Origin of the sequence: Thermus composti (assembly GCF_014647535.1) — a bacterium.
Taxonomy (GTDB): domain Bacteria; phylum Deinococcota; class Deinococci; order Deinococcales; family Thermaceae; genus Thermus; species Thermus composti.
This window is the reverse complement of record NZ_BMPJ01000016.1, coordinates 1-12,804: the sequence shown is the minus strand read 5'-3', so window position 1 is coordinate 12,804 and position 12,804 is coordinate 1. Positions and strand designations below refer to the sequence as shown.

Genomic DNA, 12,804 nt, shown 5'->3' with positions numbered 1-12,804 from the left:
GCTTCACCTCCTTACTCCTCCACCAGGATCCGGCCCACCATGGTGTGGTGCCCTAGGCCGCAGTAATCGTTGCAGACCAGGGCGTATTCCCCCGCCTGGGTGGGCGTGAAGGTGTACACCCACTCGTACCCGGGGTGGAGCTGAAGGCTCCACTCGTGGGGATAAAGGCTGAAGCCGTGGGGAAAGTCCACGGAGGCCACGTGGAGCCTGTAGGTTTCCCCCTTCTTGAGCTTTAAGACGGGGTACCAGCTAAAAGCCTGGGCCATCAGGTACACGTCCCCTGGGGGCGGGGCCACGATGGGAATGCCGTTTAGCTCGCCCACCTGGTACCGCTCGGCGAAGGCCATGACCTTTTCCCGGTAGGCTCCGGGGTCCACCCGGTAGGCCTCGCCGTGGGTGGTCTGGCGGCCCGTGAGGTGCCAAAGCCCCATGAAGGCGGAGAGGAAAACGATGGCGAAGAGGGTGGCGAGGACCAACCAGACCCGCTCCTCGGGGGCGATCCGTTCCTTGCGCCAATCCTTAGGAGGGTAAAGGGCCATGGTCACCTCCTTTAGGGCCTAGGGATGCGGGCGATGTCCAGCCATCCCCAGATCAGGTAGAGCCCCACGAAGAGGACCGTGTGCAGGATGAGGAGAAGCCAGGGGTTGTCCAAGAGCCGGTGTTCCTTCTCGGGCATGGTCCACCTCCAAAACTAGGATATACACGTCTTAGTTTTGTGCCCCTCGAGGCCCTGTCAAGTACGAATGTCCCTGGGAGGGGGCCTTAAACTCACCCCATGCCCTCCTGGCTCCCTCCCCTCCTCGCCCTCCTTCCCGCCCACCTCCAGGGCCTGGCGGCGGGGCTTGGCTACCAGGGTTTTTGCGGGACCCTTTTGGCAAGCCTGGGCCGAAGGGCCTACGGGGGGGAGGCGGAGGCCTGGTTCTACGAAGGGGTGCTCCTGGGCGGCCTCATCCTCCAAGGGGGGCTGGGCTACACCCTGGTTTTCCTCCTTTGGGTGGCCCCAGAGGTCCTAGAGGGGTGGCTTGGGGGCCTTCTTACCGGGGCCTCGAGGCTCCTTGCCCTGGGGCTTGCCCTCTTCTACCTGGCCTCGAGGCTCACCGGCCTTCCCCTGCCGAGCCCCTACGGGTTTCTTTGGGGTGGCCGGGCGGACTGGGACGCCCTTGGGGTGTTCCTGGCCTTATGGGAGATCCTCGTTTACTGGGCTTTCTCCCGGCGTTAGCGTGGGCACCCGCCGCCAGAGAAAGTGGATCCCGTAAGCCACGAGGAGGAGCGTAAGCCCCTTGGCCAAGGGGTGGGGGAGGCTATAGGCGCTAAGAAGGGCGGCCACCGTGGCGAGGAGGGTGGCCAAGACCTTGGTGCGCAGGGGGATGCCCCGCCCCGACCGGTAGCTCCGAAGGAGGGGGCCCACCTGGGGCAAGGAGAGAAGCCACCCTTCCAGGCGCGGGTGGCTTTGGGCGAAAAGGTAGGCGGCCACCAGGAAGAAGGGGGTGGCAGGGAGGATAGGAAGCACGCTCCCCAGGAACCCCAGGCCGGTGAAGAAGAAGCCAAGGACCAGGAAGAGAGGCTTCATCTTCCCCAGGATAGGGCGAGGGAAGGCTTCCGTGAGGCGGTTTTTCCGCTAGGGACTTTTGTCACAAGGACACTTGTCCTTGGGGGTGGGTGCTAAAACGAGGATGCGAGGGTCCGAGTTAGGGCCCGAGGAGGTGAAGGGAATGAAAGGAGCAAGGTTCCTACTGATGGCGGCGGTGGCCCTGGGGGTCCCCGCCCTGGCCGCGGTGAAGCGGTTTGAGCTGGTGGCCCAAAGCAGCGTCTTCCCCGTGGACGAGGGGGTCTACGTCAAGGGGTTCTCCTTTAACGGCATGAGCCCGGGGCCGATGCTTGTGGTGGAGGAGGGGGACACGGTGGAGATCGTCCTCAAGAACGTGGACACCGTGGCCCACGGCCTCTCCATCCACGCGGCCAACACCCAGACCTCCAAGTTCCTGGGGAACGTCCAGCCCGGGGAGGAGCGGGTTTTCCGCTTCACCGCCGACTTCCCCGGGGTCTTCATGTACCACTGCGCCCCCGGCGGCCACGGGATCATGGCCCACACCATGGGCGGCCAGCACGGGATGATCGTGGTGGAGCCCAAGAAGAAGTACCGCCTCGAGGCCGAGCTAAAACGCCCGCCCGACCTCAGGCTCTACATCGTCCAAAGCGAGTGGTACGCCTCGGGCCGGGACTTCTTTGACGGCAAGGCCACCTACGTGGTCTTCAACGGGTACAACTTCCGCTACGTCAACGAGCCCATCCCCGTGCGGCCCGGGGACTACGTGCGCATCTACTTCCTGAACGCGGGTCCGAGCCTCACCAGCACCTTCCACGTAGTGGGAGGCGTGTGGGAGTACATCTACTACCAGGGGAACCCCGACAACGTCATGAAGGGGAGCCAGACCGTTCTGGCCGGGCCCTCCGACTCCTGGGTGATTGAGTGGCGGGTGCCCCCTGTGGAAGGGGATTACACCCTGGTGACCCACGTCTTCAACACGGCCATCAAGGGAGCGGTGGGGATTCTCCGGGCCAAGAAGGATGCCCCCAGGATCGGGGAGGTCCGGGCCGAGGGGCCTAAGGCCCTGGCCGCTATCCCTGCCGACGCCAAGCGGGTCCTGGACCCCTACGGCCTGGGAACGCCGGACCACGAGCACACCGTGCGTGTTCCCCTGGACCCGGCTTTGGCCCAGCCTGTGGCCGTAGGCTCCAAGGCCTTGGAGCCCCTTCCCGTCCGGGTCCAGATGGTGGGGAACTCCTTCTACCCCAAGATCTTGGAGGTCCCCGTGGGCACCACGGTGGAGTTCGTCAACGAGGACGTCTTTGACCTCCTGGACGGGGAGCGCACCGGGCGGCACGACGCCGTGGTGATCCAGGTGAATGGCCCCGAGCCCTTCGTGACCTCCAAGCTGGGCCACGGCGAGCGGTACCGCATCACCTTCACCCAGCCCGGGGAGTACGTCTACATTTGCAGCATCCACCCCTACATGAGGGGGATCATCCGGGTTTACGAGCCAGCCCCGCAGGAGGCGGTCAAGCACCACCACTAACTTAGGCGAGGCTAAGGGGCGGGGAGGCGATCCCCGCCCCGAGTTTTGCTGGGGAGGAAAACCCCTTGGGCCTTTGAAACTGGCCAGGGACGTCTGGCTTAGGACATCTGTCCTAGCAGGACTTTTTTATCTTGGTTTTGGCGGTGGTGGCCATGAACCGGTGGTTCAGCTTGTTGGGGATGGTGCGGGTGGGGACCTGGGCAAGGCCCCGGGCCCGGAAGGGCGGGAACGGGCCTTGCGGATCTACTGTTTGCCCCCCATGACCCCGGTCATGGACCTTAGGAAGCCCTTCGGAAAGGTTAAGAACATGGAGCGCCCCGATTTCGCCCAATACCCCTACCTGGTCGCCTGGGAGGTGACCAACGCCTGCTTTCTGGCCTGCCGCCACTGCCGGGCCTCGGCTATGCCTCACCCCTTGCCGGAGGAGCTTTCCACGGAGGAGGGCTTGCGCCTCATAGAGGAGGTGGCCACCTACTCCCCTAAGCCCCTCCTCCTCCTCACGGGCGGGGACCCCCTGGCCCGGCAGGACCTTTCCCTCCTCATTGAGCGCGCCCGGGACCTGGGCCTGAAGGTGGGCTTGACGCCCGCCGCCACCCCCCTCCTCACCCGGGAGCGGATCTTCCGCCTGAAGGAGGCCGGGGTGACCCGGCTCGCCCTCTCCCTGGACGGGGCGAGCCCGGAAAGCCACGATGCCTTCCGGGGAGAAGCGGGCACCTTCGCCCGCACCCTGGCCGCCTTGGACTGGGCCCGGGAGGCCGGGCTTCCCACCCAGGTGAACACCACGGTGACCCGGGACAACTGGCCGGAGATCCAGGCCCTCCCCGACCTTTTGGCGGAAAAGGGCGTGGTGCTTTGGAGCCTCTTCTTCCTGGTTCCCGTGGGGCGGGGGGCGCTTCTTAAGCAGCTTTCCTCTAAGGAGTTTGAGGAGGTCCTCTACTGGCTTTACGAGGTTTCCAAGGCGTATCCCTTCCACGTGAAGACTACGGAAGCCCACCACTTCCGCCGGGTGGTCCTGCAAAGGCGCCGGGCCGAGGGCGGAAAGGACAGGGCCCTGGCCGCAGGGGAGAGCCTCCACCGGGAGTACTTCCAAGACGGCATGGAGCACTCCCGGCTTGGGGTGACGGATGGGAACGGCTTCGTCTTCGTCTCGGCCCGGGGGGAGGTGGCTCCCTCGGGGTTTTTGCCCATCTACGCGGGAAACGTCCGGGAAAAGCCCCTTTTGGAGATCTACCGGAATAGCTCCCTCTTCCGGGAGCTTCGCAATAAGGACCTCCTCAAGGGGAAGTGCGGGGTCTGCGAGTACCGGTATGTGTGCGGGGGAAGCCGGGCCAGGGCCTGGGCGGAGACCGGGGATTACCTCGTCAGCGAGCCCCGGTGCGCCTACGTTCCCCCGGCCTGGCTGGAGAAGGTGGGAAAACACGCCGTTGGGAGGTGAAGGGTATGGTGAGGAAGCTTGCGGTGGGTGCGCTTATGGCTTTGGGCTTTTTAGGGGGGGCTTTGGCCCAAGACGGGGCCAAGCTCTACGGGCAGTACTGCCAGAGCTGCCATCAGGCCACGGGGTTGGGGGTCCCGGGCGCTTTCCCCAGCCTCAAGGGCCTGGACCAGCTGGCCCAGAAGGACGAGGGGCGGGTTTACCTGATCCGGGCGGTGCTTTTCGGCCTGCAGGGGCCTTTGAAGGTGGGGAACGCCACGTACACCGGCTTCATGCCGGGGTTTGGCCAGCAGCTTTCCGACGCCCAGGTGGCCGCCCTTCTCAACCACGTTCTCTCCTCCTTCGGCAACAAGAACCCGAAGCCGATCACGCCCGAGGAGGTCAAGAAGGTCCGGGCCAAGCCCCTAAAGCCCCAGGACGTGGCCAAGAGCCGGCCTTAGGCCGGGGCGCGGTCCGGGCAAGCGAGGCGGAGGTCTGGGGGGGCCAGGGGGATCTGGAGGAGGGCGCAGAAAAAGTCCTCTTCCTGCCTGAGGTAGCGGCAGGTGAGGCAGAGGCTGGCCTCCTGGCGCTCTCCGTCAGGTAACCTGAGGCCATGGCTGAGGAGATCGCCACCTTGGCGGGCGGGTGCTTCTGGTGCACGGAGGCGACCTTCAAGCTCCTTCGGGGCGTCTTGGAGGTGGTGCCGGGCTACGCCGGGGGGCACGTGCCCTACCCCACCTACGAGGAGGTCTGCACGGGGGCCACGGGGCACCGCGAGACGGTGCAGGTGCGCTTTGACCCCGAGGTCTTCCCCTATGCCGATCTACTCCGCTACTTTTTCGCCGTACACGACCCCGCGAGCGAGGACCGGCAGGGGCCCGATGTGGGACCCCAGTACAGCCCCGCCATCTTCTACTACTCGGAAGCGCAAAAGCAGGTGGCGGAGGCGGTGATGCGGGAGCTCGCCCCCCTTTACCCGAAGCCCATCGCCACCAAACTCCTCCCCTTCACCACCTTTTACCCCGCCGAGGAGTACCATCGGGACTACTTCGCCCGCCACCCTGAGGCCTCCTACTGCCGCCTGGTTATCGTTCCTAAGCTGGAGAAGGCGACGAAGGCGTTCAAGCCTCTCCTCCGCCCGTGAGGCTTTCTTCCTTCAGGATGGCCAGGAGGGCCTGGGCGTTGTTGTAGCGCGTTTCCTTGGCGCCGAAGAGGAGGGTCACCGTGCCCTCTTTCCCTAGGGCCTGGAGCCGCGCTAGGGCCGGGTTTCCCTTGAGCTCTTCCCGGTAGCGGCGGAGGAACTCCAGGTACTTCCCGGGGTCGTGGGCGAACCAGCGCCTTAGGGCGTTCGAGGGGGGGAGTTCCTTGGCCCACCAGTCCACCCGGGCCTTCTCCTTGGAGAGCCCGCGGGGCCAGATCCGGTCCACCAGGACCCTGAGACCGTCCTCGGGGGAAGGGGGGTCGTAGACCCGCTTGGTGCGGAAGGGCATGCCCACCTCTTCAAAGCCAGTCCGCCTCCGGCAGGACGCACTCCGGGCACTGGGCCTCCACGAAGCGCACCCACTCCAGGACCTCTTCCGGCTCCTGCACCGGCCCTAGGTGGTAGACCTCCAGGTAGGGGTCGGCCACCAGGGCGCCCCCCGGGGGGATGGCGTGGAGCAAAAGGCCTTGGGGGTCCAGGAGGAGGGGGAGGGGGCTTTCCTGAGGGGCTTCGGTCAGGAGGAAGGCCTGGGCCTCCAGCCCTTTTAGCCCCTCTGCCACGCCCCGGGCCAGGGAGGGGTCCCGGAGGAGGATCGGAATCCTGCCTTTGAGGTCAGGGAGATAGACCTTGCCTCCCCCTGGGGTGCGGAGGAGGTAGGGGGGAAGGGGCTTACGCAGCTGGACCATACCCTAGGGTAGGCTGCCTTCCCCCTTCGGCGCAAGGCGTTCGGGCTAAGGCCCTTGACCCGGGTCATGGAAGCGCGTCGGCCTTTGGCGGCACTCTGGGCCTTGGAGGTGAGCCATGCCCCACGTGATCTGCGAGCCCTGCATTGGCGTGAAGGACCGGTCGTGCCAGGAGGTCTGCCCCGTGGAGTGCATCTACGACGCCGGGGAGCAGCTCTACATCCACCCCGACGAGTGCATTGACTGCGGGGCCTGCGTGCCCGCTTGCCCGGTGAACGCCATCTACCCTGAGGAGGACGTGCCCGAGCAGTGGCGGATCTACATAGAGAAGAACCGCACCTGGGCCCAGACCCTGCCCAACGTCCACGTGTTGGAGGAGTAGGATGGCCTTGCCCTCGGGCCTGGTGGTGGAGGTTCGCCAAGAGGTGCCCTTTCTGCCCAAGGTGGCCTTTACCCTCATCAGCCTGGCCTCCTTGCTGGGGGCGATCTTTACCGGCCTGCACCTGGGTCTTTCCCCGGCGTGGCTTCTTTTGCGCTGGCTTCTCCTTTGGCTTTGCGCCTTGGCCCTTGGGTTTGCCGCTTGGCGGGCCTTCTACCTCCGCAAGGAGCCGGATCTACCGGAGGCCTCGGAGTTTTTGAAGGAGGAAGAGCGGGTTTGGGCCCGCTTGGCTCGGGGGCTTGCTTGGCCCTTGGCCCTCACGGCGCCCTTTTCCCTCTTCCTGTCCTACCTGGGCGGGCTGAAAGGCCCCCTCTTCCTTGGCATCCTGCTTCTTGCGGCGGCTCTGGGGGCGGGATGGCCCCGGGCGGCCTTTGCCTCGGCCCTGGGGCTCTTCCTCCTCTGGGCCTGGGCCGACACCCTCACCCCGGGAGGGTTCCTCCTACGGGCGCTTCATTTTCTCGCCTTCGGCCTCTGGCTTGGTGGGGCGCTTTTCAACCTCGGGGTCAACGTGCCCGTGAGTATGCGTCATCCCCAGGTGCCTGCGGTGGTGGGGGCCAGGCAGCTGGAGCGCTTCCGCTGGGTGGTGGGTTTCGCCCTGCCCACGGTGCTCCTCACCGGTCTGGGGATGGCCCTGGCCTACCGGCTTCCCCTCCCCGCCTTCCTTGCCTTTCCCTTTGCCCTCATTCCCTTGAAGCTCTTCCTGCTTTTCGGCCTCGTGGTCATCTTCATCACCTGCCCCCTCTACCGGTAGTGCTCCCCGGTCAAAGGGGTGTGTAACCTGGAGGACCTCCGGGTGAGGCCTCTTCACCGCTTGGATAACCGTGGTACGCCTTGCGCCCTTGGCCTTATCCGGGCTTCCGAGGCAATGGAGGCCTTGCCTCGCGGGGCAGTTTTAGAGATTTTTTCCAAGGATGTCTACGCCCCCTACGAGGTTCCCACCTGGGCGGGCAAGTACGGCTACCGGATCCTCAAACACGAGCGGAGGGGGGTCTTTCCCTTCCGGTACCACCGGTTCCTGGTGGAGAAGCCATGAAAGTGGTTTTGGAGATTCGGCGGCAGGAGGCGCCTGGTGCGCCTTTCCGCTGGGCGCGCTACGTTCTGGAGGCCTCCCCTAGGGAGCGGGTCTTGGACCTTCTCTTGCAGGTGAAGGCCGAGGTGGACGGAAGCCTGGCCTTCCGCTACTCCTGCGGTCAAGGGGTGTGCGGTTCCGACGCCCTCACCATCAACGGCCGCAACCGGCTGGCTTGCAAGACGCTGGTGAAGGACGTGGGCCCCCGGATCCGCGTGGAGCCCCTGAAGGCCTTCCGGCCGCTTAAGGACCTCATTGTGGACATGGAGCCCTTCTTCGCCGCTTATCGGGCGGTGAAGCCTTACCTCATCAACCCTGAGCCTCCGCCCGGGCGGGAGAGGCTGCAAAGTCCCGAGGAGCGGGCGCGCTACGAGGAAGCCACCCGGTGCATCCTCTGCGGCGCCTGCACCTCGAGCTGCCCCGTCTACTGGGTGAACGGGCGCTACATCGGCCCGGCGGCCATCGTCCAGGCGCACCGCTTCCTCTTTGATTCCCGGGACCTGGGGGCGGAGGAGCGGCTTGCCGGGTGGCTTGGGGGGCGCAGCGGGGTTTGGCGGTGCCGCAATGCCCACAACTGCACCGAGGCTTGCCCTCGGGGGATTGACGTGAACCGACTTATCACTGAGGTAAAGCGCTGGATCATGGAGGCGGCCTTTTAGAATGTGCTTTTTGTTCCTTTCTTCACGAGCTCATTAAGGGAAAATCATCACAAGGACCCTCGAGGTCCCGCGGAGGTGGAAAGGTGGAAGAGGGGATCGTCATCGTGGGCGGCGGTTTCGGCGGCCTGGCGGCGGCCAAGGCCTTGGACCGGGCGGGGGTGCCCTACCTCCTTCTGGACGCCCGCAACCACCACCTCTTCCAGCCCCTCCTCTACCAGGTGGCCACGGGGTTCCTCGAGGCCCCGGCCATCGCCTACCCCTTGCGGCCCCTCCTTCGGAAGGGGCGTTTCCTCCTCGCCCGGGTGGAGGGGGTGGACCTTAAGGGGCGGCGGCTCCTTTTGGAAGGCGGGGAGGCGCTCCCTTACCGCCACCTCATCGTGGCCACGGGAAGCCGCCCCCACGACCTTGGGGTTTTGGGCGTGGGGGAACACGCCCTCTTCCTGAAGACCCTGGAGGACGCCCTGAAGATCCGGAACCGGCTTCTTAAGGTTCTGGAGGAGGCGGCTTGGGGACAAAAGTCCCTTCGCTTTGTGGTGGTGGGCGGGGGGCCCACGGGGGTGGAGCTTTCCGGGGCCTTGGCCGAGTTTCTGCGCTATGTCCTTCCCCGGGACTTCCCCGAGATTCCTGGCACCGAGGTGCACCTTCTGGAGGCGGGGCCTAGGCTTCTTCCCGCTTTCCGCCCGGGGCTTTCCGCCTACGCCTTAAAGGCCCTTTCGGGCTTGGGGGTGCGGGTGGCCCTCCAGGCCCAGGTGGACCGGGTGGAGAAAGGGGGCGTGGTTCTGAAGGACGGGACCTTTTTCCCCGCCGACCTCGTCCTTTGGGCCGTGGGGGTGAGGGGGAACCCCCTTCCCGGCCTCCCTCAGGACCCCCGGGGCCGGGTGCCCACGGACCCCTACCTCCGGCTTCCCGACCATCCGGAGGTGTACGTGGTGGGGGATGTGAACGGCTTGGGCCTTCCCGGGGTGGCCCCGGTGGCCCTGCAGCAGGGGGCCTGGGCCGCCCACAACCTCCTTAGGACCCTAAAGGGGGAAGCCCCCCTTCCCTTCCGCTACCGCGACCGGGGCCAGCTTGCGGTGATCGGCCGGAACAAGGCGGTGGCTGAGCTGGGCCGGCTCGCCTTCGCCGGGTTTCCCGCCTGGCTCCTTTGGGCCTTGGTCCACGTGCGGGAGCTCATCGGCTTCCGCAACCGCCTCCTCGTGCTTTTGAGCTGGGCCTTGGCCTACTTTTTCCGCGAGCCCGGGGTGCGGGTGCTTTGGGGGAGGCCCTAGCCCCGAAGCTCGGCCTCCGCGTGGGCCAGGAAGGCGGTCCTTAGCCGGTCCACCACCCCTTCCGTGGGCCGCCCCTCCCGGGTGGCGGTGAGAAGTTCCCTCGCAAGCTCCTGGAGGAGCCGGTGTTCCAGCTTGCGCTCCCTACGTTTTCCCGGGCTTAGGGTGGGGTAGTAGAGGGCCTCCTCCAGGGAGATGTGGGCCTCGAGCTTCTGGGCTAGGGCCTCGGCGGCCTGGGGGGTAGGGGGGTTTTCCAAAAGGCCTAGGATCTCCTCGTGCTCCTGGCTAAGCCGCCCAGGGGAGACCCCGAGGACCACGAGGAGGGCCCGCCCCCCAGCCGGGGCCAGGAGGGTGAGGTGCCCGGGCCGGACCCGGACCACCTGGCCTGGGGCTAGGCTGGCGGTCCTCCCCCAGAAGCGGAGGAGAAGGCTTCCTTGGAGGGCGGCGAGAAGGGCGCTTTCACTCCGTTCCACCCGCAAAGGCCTCTCCTCCCCAGGGGCAAGCTCTAGGAGCTGGACGCTTCCCCCGGGGCGCGCCAGGGCTTTTCCTGTGAAGGGTTCCACCATCGTTTTTCACCTTCCCTTAAGACCTGCCCAGGGAATTACCCTGCCTTTTCCGTGGAGGGCGGGCCATGACCTGGGTCATGGGCCACCCAAAGGGTCGCTTGCGGGCCTGAGCATACGCCTCGGAAGCTGCAGGCTCCGCAGGCGGTGCCGCAGGCGAGGGGCTTGGCGTAGCCCCGCCGGGAAAGCTGGCGCAGGAGGAGTTCTGCCCCTTCGGTTGCCGGCGTCCAGGACGTTCAGGATGCGGTCAGGGGGGTTTGGAGGAGCTCCTTAAGGACCAGGTCCTCCTCCGGGGAGGTGGGCAGGAGGCTGTAGGTGCCCGGCAGGTCCACCAGCTCCACCCGGGTGGCCCCCACCGCCAGGTGGGCGGCGAGGCGTTCTAGGATGGTGCCGGGCCAGTTGCCCACCTCGAGGCCCGCCCCGGCCAGAGCGTTCACCAGGGAAGACTTGCCCGTGTTGGGGTTCCCCACCAGTGCCCAGCGTTCCTCCGCCTTTAACGGCAGGGCAAGGGAGGGGGCGCACCGGGGGCAGCTCATGCCTCCTCCAGAGCCTCCACCCAGATGGCCTGGGCCTCTTCCCGGCGCAGGAGCAGGAAGGCCTCGCCTACCCGGACCTCCAGAGGGTCCCCTAGGGGAGCGTGAAGGAGGACTTCCACTAAGGTACCTGGCCTAAGCCCCAGGGCCATAAGGCGGCGGCGTTCGGGGGGAACGCGCAGGACCCGGGCGCGGCTTCCGGGGGAAAGCTGGGCAAGGGGACGCATGGGGCCACCTCCTAGGTCCGAGCCTAAGGGCGGATGGGGGGTAATGTAAAGTTTTCCGCTCAGATTTTGTGATATAGAAGCGATACCCATTCGCATTATCGTTGGACGATCTCCTCCAGGGCCTTGGGGTCGGGGATCTCCACCTTCCGGCCCGAAAGCCGGATAAGCTTCCTGCGGTAAAGCTCTCCCAGGTTCCGGGAGACCGCCTCGGGCACGGTGCCGAGAAGGGCGGCCAGCTCGGGGTTGGTGGGCAGGCGGAAGCCCTGCCCTTCTTCCTTAAGCCTTTCCAGGAGGAACTCGGCAAGCCGTTCCCTTACCTCGTGAAAGACCAGGCGGTCCAGGAGGTGCAGAAGCTGCCCCTGCCTTCGCGCCAGGTAGCGGAGGAGGGCCCGCGCCAAAGGAGGCCTTTCCTCCACCAGGCGGAAGAAGGCCTCTTTGGGGACGCAAAGGACCTCGCTTTCCTCCAGGGCCTCGGCGCTGGCCGGGTAGGTGGGGTGGTCCAGGAAAAGGGCCACCTCGGCCAAGACCTTCCCCGGGCCCTCCACGTGCAAAACCACCTGCTTCCGGCCCTGGGGGTCCAGCTTGTAGACCTTGAGGAGGCCCTTTTGCACCACGAAAAGGGCCCGGACCGGCTCCCCCTCCAAGAAGAGCACCTCCCCCTTGGAAAGCTTTAGGGACCTCGCTTCCCCTTGGAGGGCCTGGAGGTCCTCCGGCGGGAGGTCGCGGAAGAGGGGGATCTTGGCCAGGTCCATGCCTCACTCCTCGAGGGCCTGGAGCCGGGCCTCGGCTTCTTGGAAGAGGGGCTCCAGCCTTAGGGCCACGATCCCCGGGTAGCCCTGAAGGCCCAAGGAGGGGTCGGCCTCGAGGCCCACCACCTGCCCTTGGGGGGAAAGCCGGAGCCGGGCTAGGGGCCGCATCGCCCTTAGGGTAGGCCCCTTCCCCTAGGACAGATGTCCCGGCCCCGGCCAGTGGGCGCAAGCCCCTTCTTCCACACTGGGGCCTGGAGGTGAGGATGAAGCGAAGGCTCTATCCCCTAGCCCTGGCCCTCCTCCTGGGCCTGGCCCTGGCTCAGGACGGCCAGGCCCTTTACGGGAAGAACTGCGCCAGCTGCCACGGGCTCGAGGCCCAGGGGATCCCCGAGGCCATCCCCCCCTTGGCGGGGAACCCCCGGGCCCTGGACGAGGCCTACGTGCTGGACTTATGCGGCCCCCGCGTTTCCTGATAGCAAAGGGCTCAAATCCAACCTCAACCTGCCGGAGATGAGCTTCCTTCGGCATTGGTAGAAGCTCAACCCCAACCCCTCCCGTTGCCCTGTCAGCCCGTACACCACCCACCCCAGCTCCTGCTGCAGGCCCCTCAGCCTCCCCGTCTTCACCCAACGGGTACCCGCATGCCTCCTGAGCTGGACACCGTCCAGCACACGGTTAGATCTGAGCCTCGTGACGAAAGGCCAGCCGCGGTCATGGAGCCACATCAGGACCTCCTTCGCCGCGTACCAGGCGTCAAAAAGCACCCCCTCCGGCTTAAACCCCTCCTCCTCGGCCCACGCCAACAGGGCCAGGGCCAGGTCCAGCTTGCTCTCCTCCTCCCCGAAGTAGGGCAGGAAGGGGGGATCCGCCGCTTCCCATCCGTCCAGGCCAGCACCACCAGGGAAAGCCCGTAGACCCATGCCCCCCG

21 protein-coding genes and 1 pseudogene are annotated in these 12,804 nt (G+C 66.2%); 11 read left to right on the top strand and 11 right to left on the bottom strand.

The window, feature by feature from the left end:
• Nucleotides 1-11 precede the first annotated feature (11 nt).
• Both IEX93_RS07470 and IEX93_RS11760 read right to left on the bottom strand, forming a co-directional pair.
• On the bottom strand, nt 12-539 hold the full coding sequence (locus tag IEX93_RS07470; RefSeq protein WP_188847587.1) for a cupredoxin domain-containing protein: 528 nt from the start codon (nt 537-539) through the stop codon (nt 12-14).
• 11 nt (nt 540-550) lie between these two features.
• On the bottom strand, nt 551-676 hold the full coding sequence (locus IEX93_RS11760; protein ID WP_268239057.1) for a hypothetical protein: 126 nt from the start codon (nt 674-676) through the stop codon (nt 551-553).
• A 99-nt stretch (nt 677-775) separates the two neighbouring features.
• Here IEX93_RS11760 and IEX93_RS07465 point away from each other — a divergent pair, with 99 nt between their 5' ends.
• Nucleotides 776-1,219 (top strand): hypothetical protein, encoded by a 444-nt coding sequence (locus IEX93_RS07465; protein WP_188847586.1) that lies wholly within the window; start codon nt 776-778, stop codon nt 1,217-1,219.
• Here IEX93_RS07465 and IEX93_RS07460 read toward each other — a convergent pair.
• Complete coding sequence (locus tag IEX93_RS07460; RefSeq protein ID WP_188847585.1) at nt 1,178-1,570, bottom strand: YbaN family protein; 393 nt, start codon at nt 1,568-1,570, stop codon at nt 1,178-1,180. The genes IEX93_RS07465 and IEX93_RS07460 overlap by 42 nt on opposite strands.
• Before the next feature lie 166 nt (nt 1,571-1,736).
• Here IEX93_RS07460 and IEX93_RS07455 point away from each other — a divergent pair, with 166 nt between their 5' ends.
• The 4 genes from IEX93_RS07455 (at nt 1,737) to msrA (ending at nt 5,632) form a co-directional block, all read left to right on the top strand.
• Complete coding sequence (locus IEX93_RS07455; RefSeq protein ID WP_229906124.1) at nt 1,737-3,077, top strand: multicopper oxidase domain-containing protein; 1,341 nt, start codon at nt 1,737-1,739, stop codon at nt 3,075-3,077.
• 307 nt (nt 3,078-3,384) lie between these two features.
• A complete protein-coding gene (locus tag IEX93_RS07450; protein WP_188847620.1) occupies nt 3,385-4,512 on the top strand; it encodes a TIGR04053 family radical SAM/SPASM domain-containing protein in 1,128 nt (375 codons plus the stop codon).
• 5 nt (nt 4,513-4,517) lie between these two features.
• A complete protein-coding gene (locus tag IEX93_RS07445) occupies nt 4,518-4,949 on the top strand; it encodes a c-type cytochrome (protein WP_188847583.1) in 432 nt (143 codons plus the stop codon).
• A 152-nt stretch (nt 4,950-5,101) separates the two neighbouring features.
• Nucleotides 5,102-5,632, top strand: coding sequence for a peptide-methionine (S)-S-oxide reductase MsrA (msrA, locus tag IEX93_RS07440; RefSeq protein WP_188847582.1), 531 nt, complete (start codon nt 5,102-5,104; stop codon nt 5,630-5,632).
• On the opposite strand, the gene IEX93_RS07435 is transcribed toward msrA, so the two are convergent.
• Both IEX93_RS07435 and IEX93_RS07430 read right to left on the bottom strand, forming a co-directional pair.
• Nucleotides 5,610-5,978, bottom strand: a complete 369-nt coding sequence (locus IEX93_RS07435) for a DUF488 domain-containing protein (RefSeq protein WP_188847581.1) — start codon at nt 5,976-5,978, stop codon at nt 5,610-5,612. The two genes, msrA and IEX93_RS07435, sit on opposite strands and share 23 nt — an antisense overlap.
• A 10-nt stretch (nt 5,979-5,988) precedes the next feature.
• Nucleotides 5,989-6,375, bottom strand: coding sequence for a hypothetical protein (locus IEX93_RS07430; protein WP_188847580.1), 387 nt, complete (start codon nt 6,373-6,375; stop codon nt 5,989-5,991).
• A gap of 115 nt (nt 6,376-6,490) precedes the next feature.
• On the opposite strand from IEX93_RS07430, the gene IEX93_RS07425 reads away from it, so the two are divergent.
• The 5 genes from IEX93_RS07425 to IEX93_RS07405 all read left to right on the top strand — a co-directional run bounded on the left by IEX93_RS07425 (nt 6,491) and on the right by IEX93_RS07405 (nt 9,807).
• A complete protein-coding gene (locus IEX93_RS07425) occupies nt 6,491-6,754 on the top strand; it encodes a ferredoxin family protein (protein WP_014630603.1) in 264 nt (87 codons plus the stop codon).
• 1 nt (nt 6,755) lies between these two features.
• Nucleotides 6,756-7,562 (top strand): hypothetical protein, encoded by an 807-nt coding sequence (locus tag IEX93_RS07420; RefSeq protein WP_188847579.1) that lies wholly within the window; start codon nt 6,756-6,758, stop codon nt 7,560-7,562.
• Between the two features lie 18 nt (nt 7,563-7,580).
• Nucleotides 7,581-7,844: a sulfurtransferase TusA family protein gene (locus IEX93_RS11895; protein WP_308789424.1), complete on the top strand. Its 264-nt coding sequence runs from the start codon at nt 7,581-7,583 to the stop codon at nt 7,842-7,844.
• Nucleotides 7,841-8,539 (top strand): succinate dehydrogenase iron-sulfur subunit, encoded by a 699-nt coding sequence (locus IEX93_RS07410; RefSeq protein WP_188847577.1) that lies wholly within the window; start codon nt 7,841-7,843, stop codon nt 8,537-8,539. The genes IEX93_RS11895 and IEX93_RS07410 overlap by 4 nt, the downstream gene beginning before the upstream one ends.
• 83 nt (nt 8,540-8,622) lie before the next feature.
• Nucleotides 8,623-9,807, top strand: a complete 1,185-nt coding sequence (locus IEX93_RS07405; protein ID WP_229906122.1) for an NAD(P)/FAD-dependent oxidoreductase — start codon at nt 8,623-8,625, stop codon at nt 9,805-9,807.
• Here the strand turns inward: IEX93_RS07405 and IEX93_RS07400 are convergent.
• The 5 genes from IEX93_RS07400 to IEX93_RS07380 all read right to left on the bottom strand — a co-directional run bounded on the left by IEX93_RS07400 (nt 9,804) and on the right by IEX93_RS07380 (nt 12,044).
• Nucleotides 9,804-10,370: a hemerythrin domain-containing protein gene (locus tag IEX93_RS07400; RefSeq protein ID WP_188847576.1), complete on the bottom strand. Its 567-nt coding sequence runs from the start codon at nt 10,368-10,370 to the stop codon at nt 9,804-9,806. The two genes, IEX93_RS07405 and IEX93_RS07400, sit on opposite strands and share 4 nt — an antisense overlap.
• 233 nt (nt 10,371-10,603) lie before the next feature.
• A complete protein-coding gene (locus tag IEX93_RS07395; protein ID WP_229906121.1) occupies nt 10,604-10,903 on the bottom strand; it encodes a FeoB small GTPase domain-containing protein in 300 nt (99 codons plus the stop codon).
• A complete protein-coding gene (locus IEX93_RS07390) occupies nt 10,900-11,127 on the bottom strand; it encodes a FeoA family protein (RefSeq protein ID WP_188847575.1) in 228 nt (75 codons plus the stop codon). Before IEX93_RS07390 ends, IEX93_RS07395 begins: the two co-directional genes overlap by 4 nt.
• A 95-nt stretch (nt 11,128-11,222) precedes the next feature.
• Nucleotides 11,223-11,879, bottom strand: coding sequence for a Crp/Fnr family transcriptional regulator (locus tag IEX93_RS07385; RefSeq protein ID WP_188847574.1), 657 nt, complete (start codon nt 11,877-11,879; stop codon nt 11,223-11,225).
• 3 nt (nt 11,880-11,882) lie between these two features.
• On the bottom strand, nt 11,883-12,044 hold the full coding sequence (locus IEX93_RS07380) for a hypothetical protein (protein ID WP_188847573.1): 162 nt from the start codon (nt 12,042-12,044) through the stop codon (nt 11,883-11,885).
• A 95-nt stretch (nt 12,045-12,139) separates the two neighbouring features.
• On the opposite strand from IEX93_RS07380, the gene IEX93_RS07375 reads away from it, so the two are divergent.
• Nucleotides 12,140-12,349: a c-type cytochrome gene (locus tag IEX93_RS07375; protein ID WP_188847572.1), complete on the top strand. Its 210-nt coding sequence runs from the start codon at nt 12,140-12,142 to the stop codon at nt 12,347-12,349.
• Here IEX93_RS07375 and IEX93_RS07370 read toward each other — a convergent pair.
• Nucleotides 12,326-12,804, bottom strand: a pseudogene (locus IEX93_RS07370) (transposase); the annotation flags it as partial. The gene IEX93_RS07375 and the pseudogene IEX93_RS07370 overlap by 24 nt on opposite strands.

Coding starts and splice junctions, on each gene's coding strand:
- IEX93_RS07470 (WP_188847587.1), bottom strand. CDS start 539: ATGGCCCTTTACCCTCCTAAGGATTGGCGCAAGGAACGGATCGCCCCC.
- IEX93_RS11760 (WP_268239057.1), bottom strand. CDS start 676: ATGCCCGAGAAGGAACACCGGCTCTTGGACAACCCCTGGCTTCTCCTC.
- IEX93_RS07465 (WP_188847586.1), top strand. CDS start 776: ATGCCCTCCTGGCTCCCTCCCCTCCTCGCCCTCCTTCCCGCCCACCTC.
- IEX93_RS07460 (WP_188847585.1), bottom strand. CDS start 1,570: ATGAAGCCTCTCTTCCTGGTCCTTGGCTTCTTCTTCACCGGCCTGGGG.
- IEX93_RS07455 (WP_229906124.1), top strand. CDS start 1,737: ATGGCGGCGGTGGCCCTGGGGGTCCCCGCCCTGGCCGCGGTGAAGCGG.
- IEX93_RS07450 (WP_188847620.1), top strand. CDS start 3,385: ATGGAGCGCCCCGATTTCGCCCAATACCCCTACCTGGTCGCCTGGGAG.
- IEX93_RS07445 (WP_188847583.1), top strand. CDS start 4,518: ATGGTGAGGAAGCTTGCGGTGGGTGCGCTTATGGCTTTGGGCTTTTTA.
- msrA (WP_188847582.1), top strand. CDS start 5,102: ATGGCTGAGGAGATCGCCACCTTGGCGGGCGGGTGCTTCTGGTGCACG.
- IEX93_RS07435 (WP_188847581.1), bottom strand. CDS start 5,978: ATGCCCTTCCGCACCAAGCGGGTCTACGACCCCCCTTCCCCCGAGGAC.
- IEX93_RS07430 (WP_188847580.1), bottom strand. CDS start 6,375: ATGGTCCAGCTGCGTAAGCCCCTTCCCCCCTACCTCCTCCGCACCCCA.
- IEX93_RS07425 (WP_014630603.1), top strand. CDS start 6,491: ATGCCCCACGTGATCTGCGAGCCCTGCATTGGCGTGAAGGACCGGTCG.
- IEX93_RS07420 (WP_188847579.1), top strand. CDS start 6,756: ATGGCCTTGCCCTCGGGCCTGGTGGTGGAGGTTCGCCAAGAGGTGCCC.
- IEX93_RS07410 (WP_188847577.1), top strand. CDS start 7,841: ATGAAAGTGGTTTTGGAGATTCGGCGGCAGGAGGCGCCTGGTGCGCCT.
- IEX93_RS07400 (WP_188847576.1), bottom strand. CDS start 10,370: ATGGTGGAACCCTTCACAGGAAAAGCCCTGGCGCGCCCCGGGGGAAGC.
- IEX93_RS07395 (WP_229906121.1), bottom strand. CDS start 10,903: ATGAGCTGCCCCCGGTGCGCCCCCTCCCTTGCCCTGCCGTTAAAGGCG.
- IEX93_RS07390 (WP_188847575.1), bottom strand. CDS start 11,127: ATGCGTCCCCTTGCCCAGCTTTCCCCCGGAAGCCGCGCCCGGGTCCTG.
- IEX93_RS07385 (WP_188847574.1), bottom strand. CDS start 11,879: ATGGACCTGGCCAAGATCCCCCTCTTCCGCGACCTCCCGCCGGAGGAC.
- IEX93_RS07380 (WP_188847573.1), bottom strand. CDS start 12,044: ATGCGGCCCCTAGCCCGGCTCCGGCTTTCCCCCCAAGGGCAGGTGGTG.
- IEX93_RS07375 (WP_188847572.1), top strand. CDS start 12,140: ATGAAGCGAAGGCTCTATCCCCTAGCCCTGGCCCTCCTCCTGGGCCTG.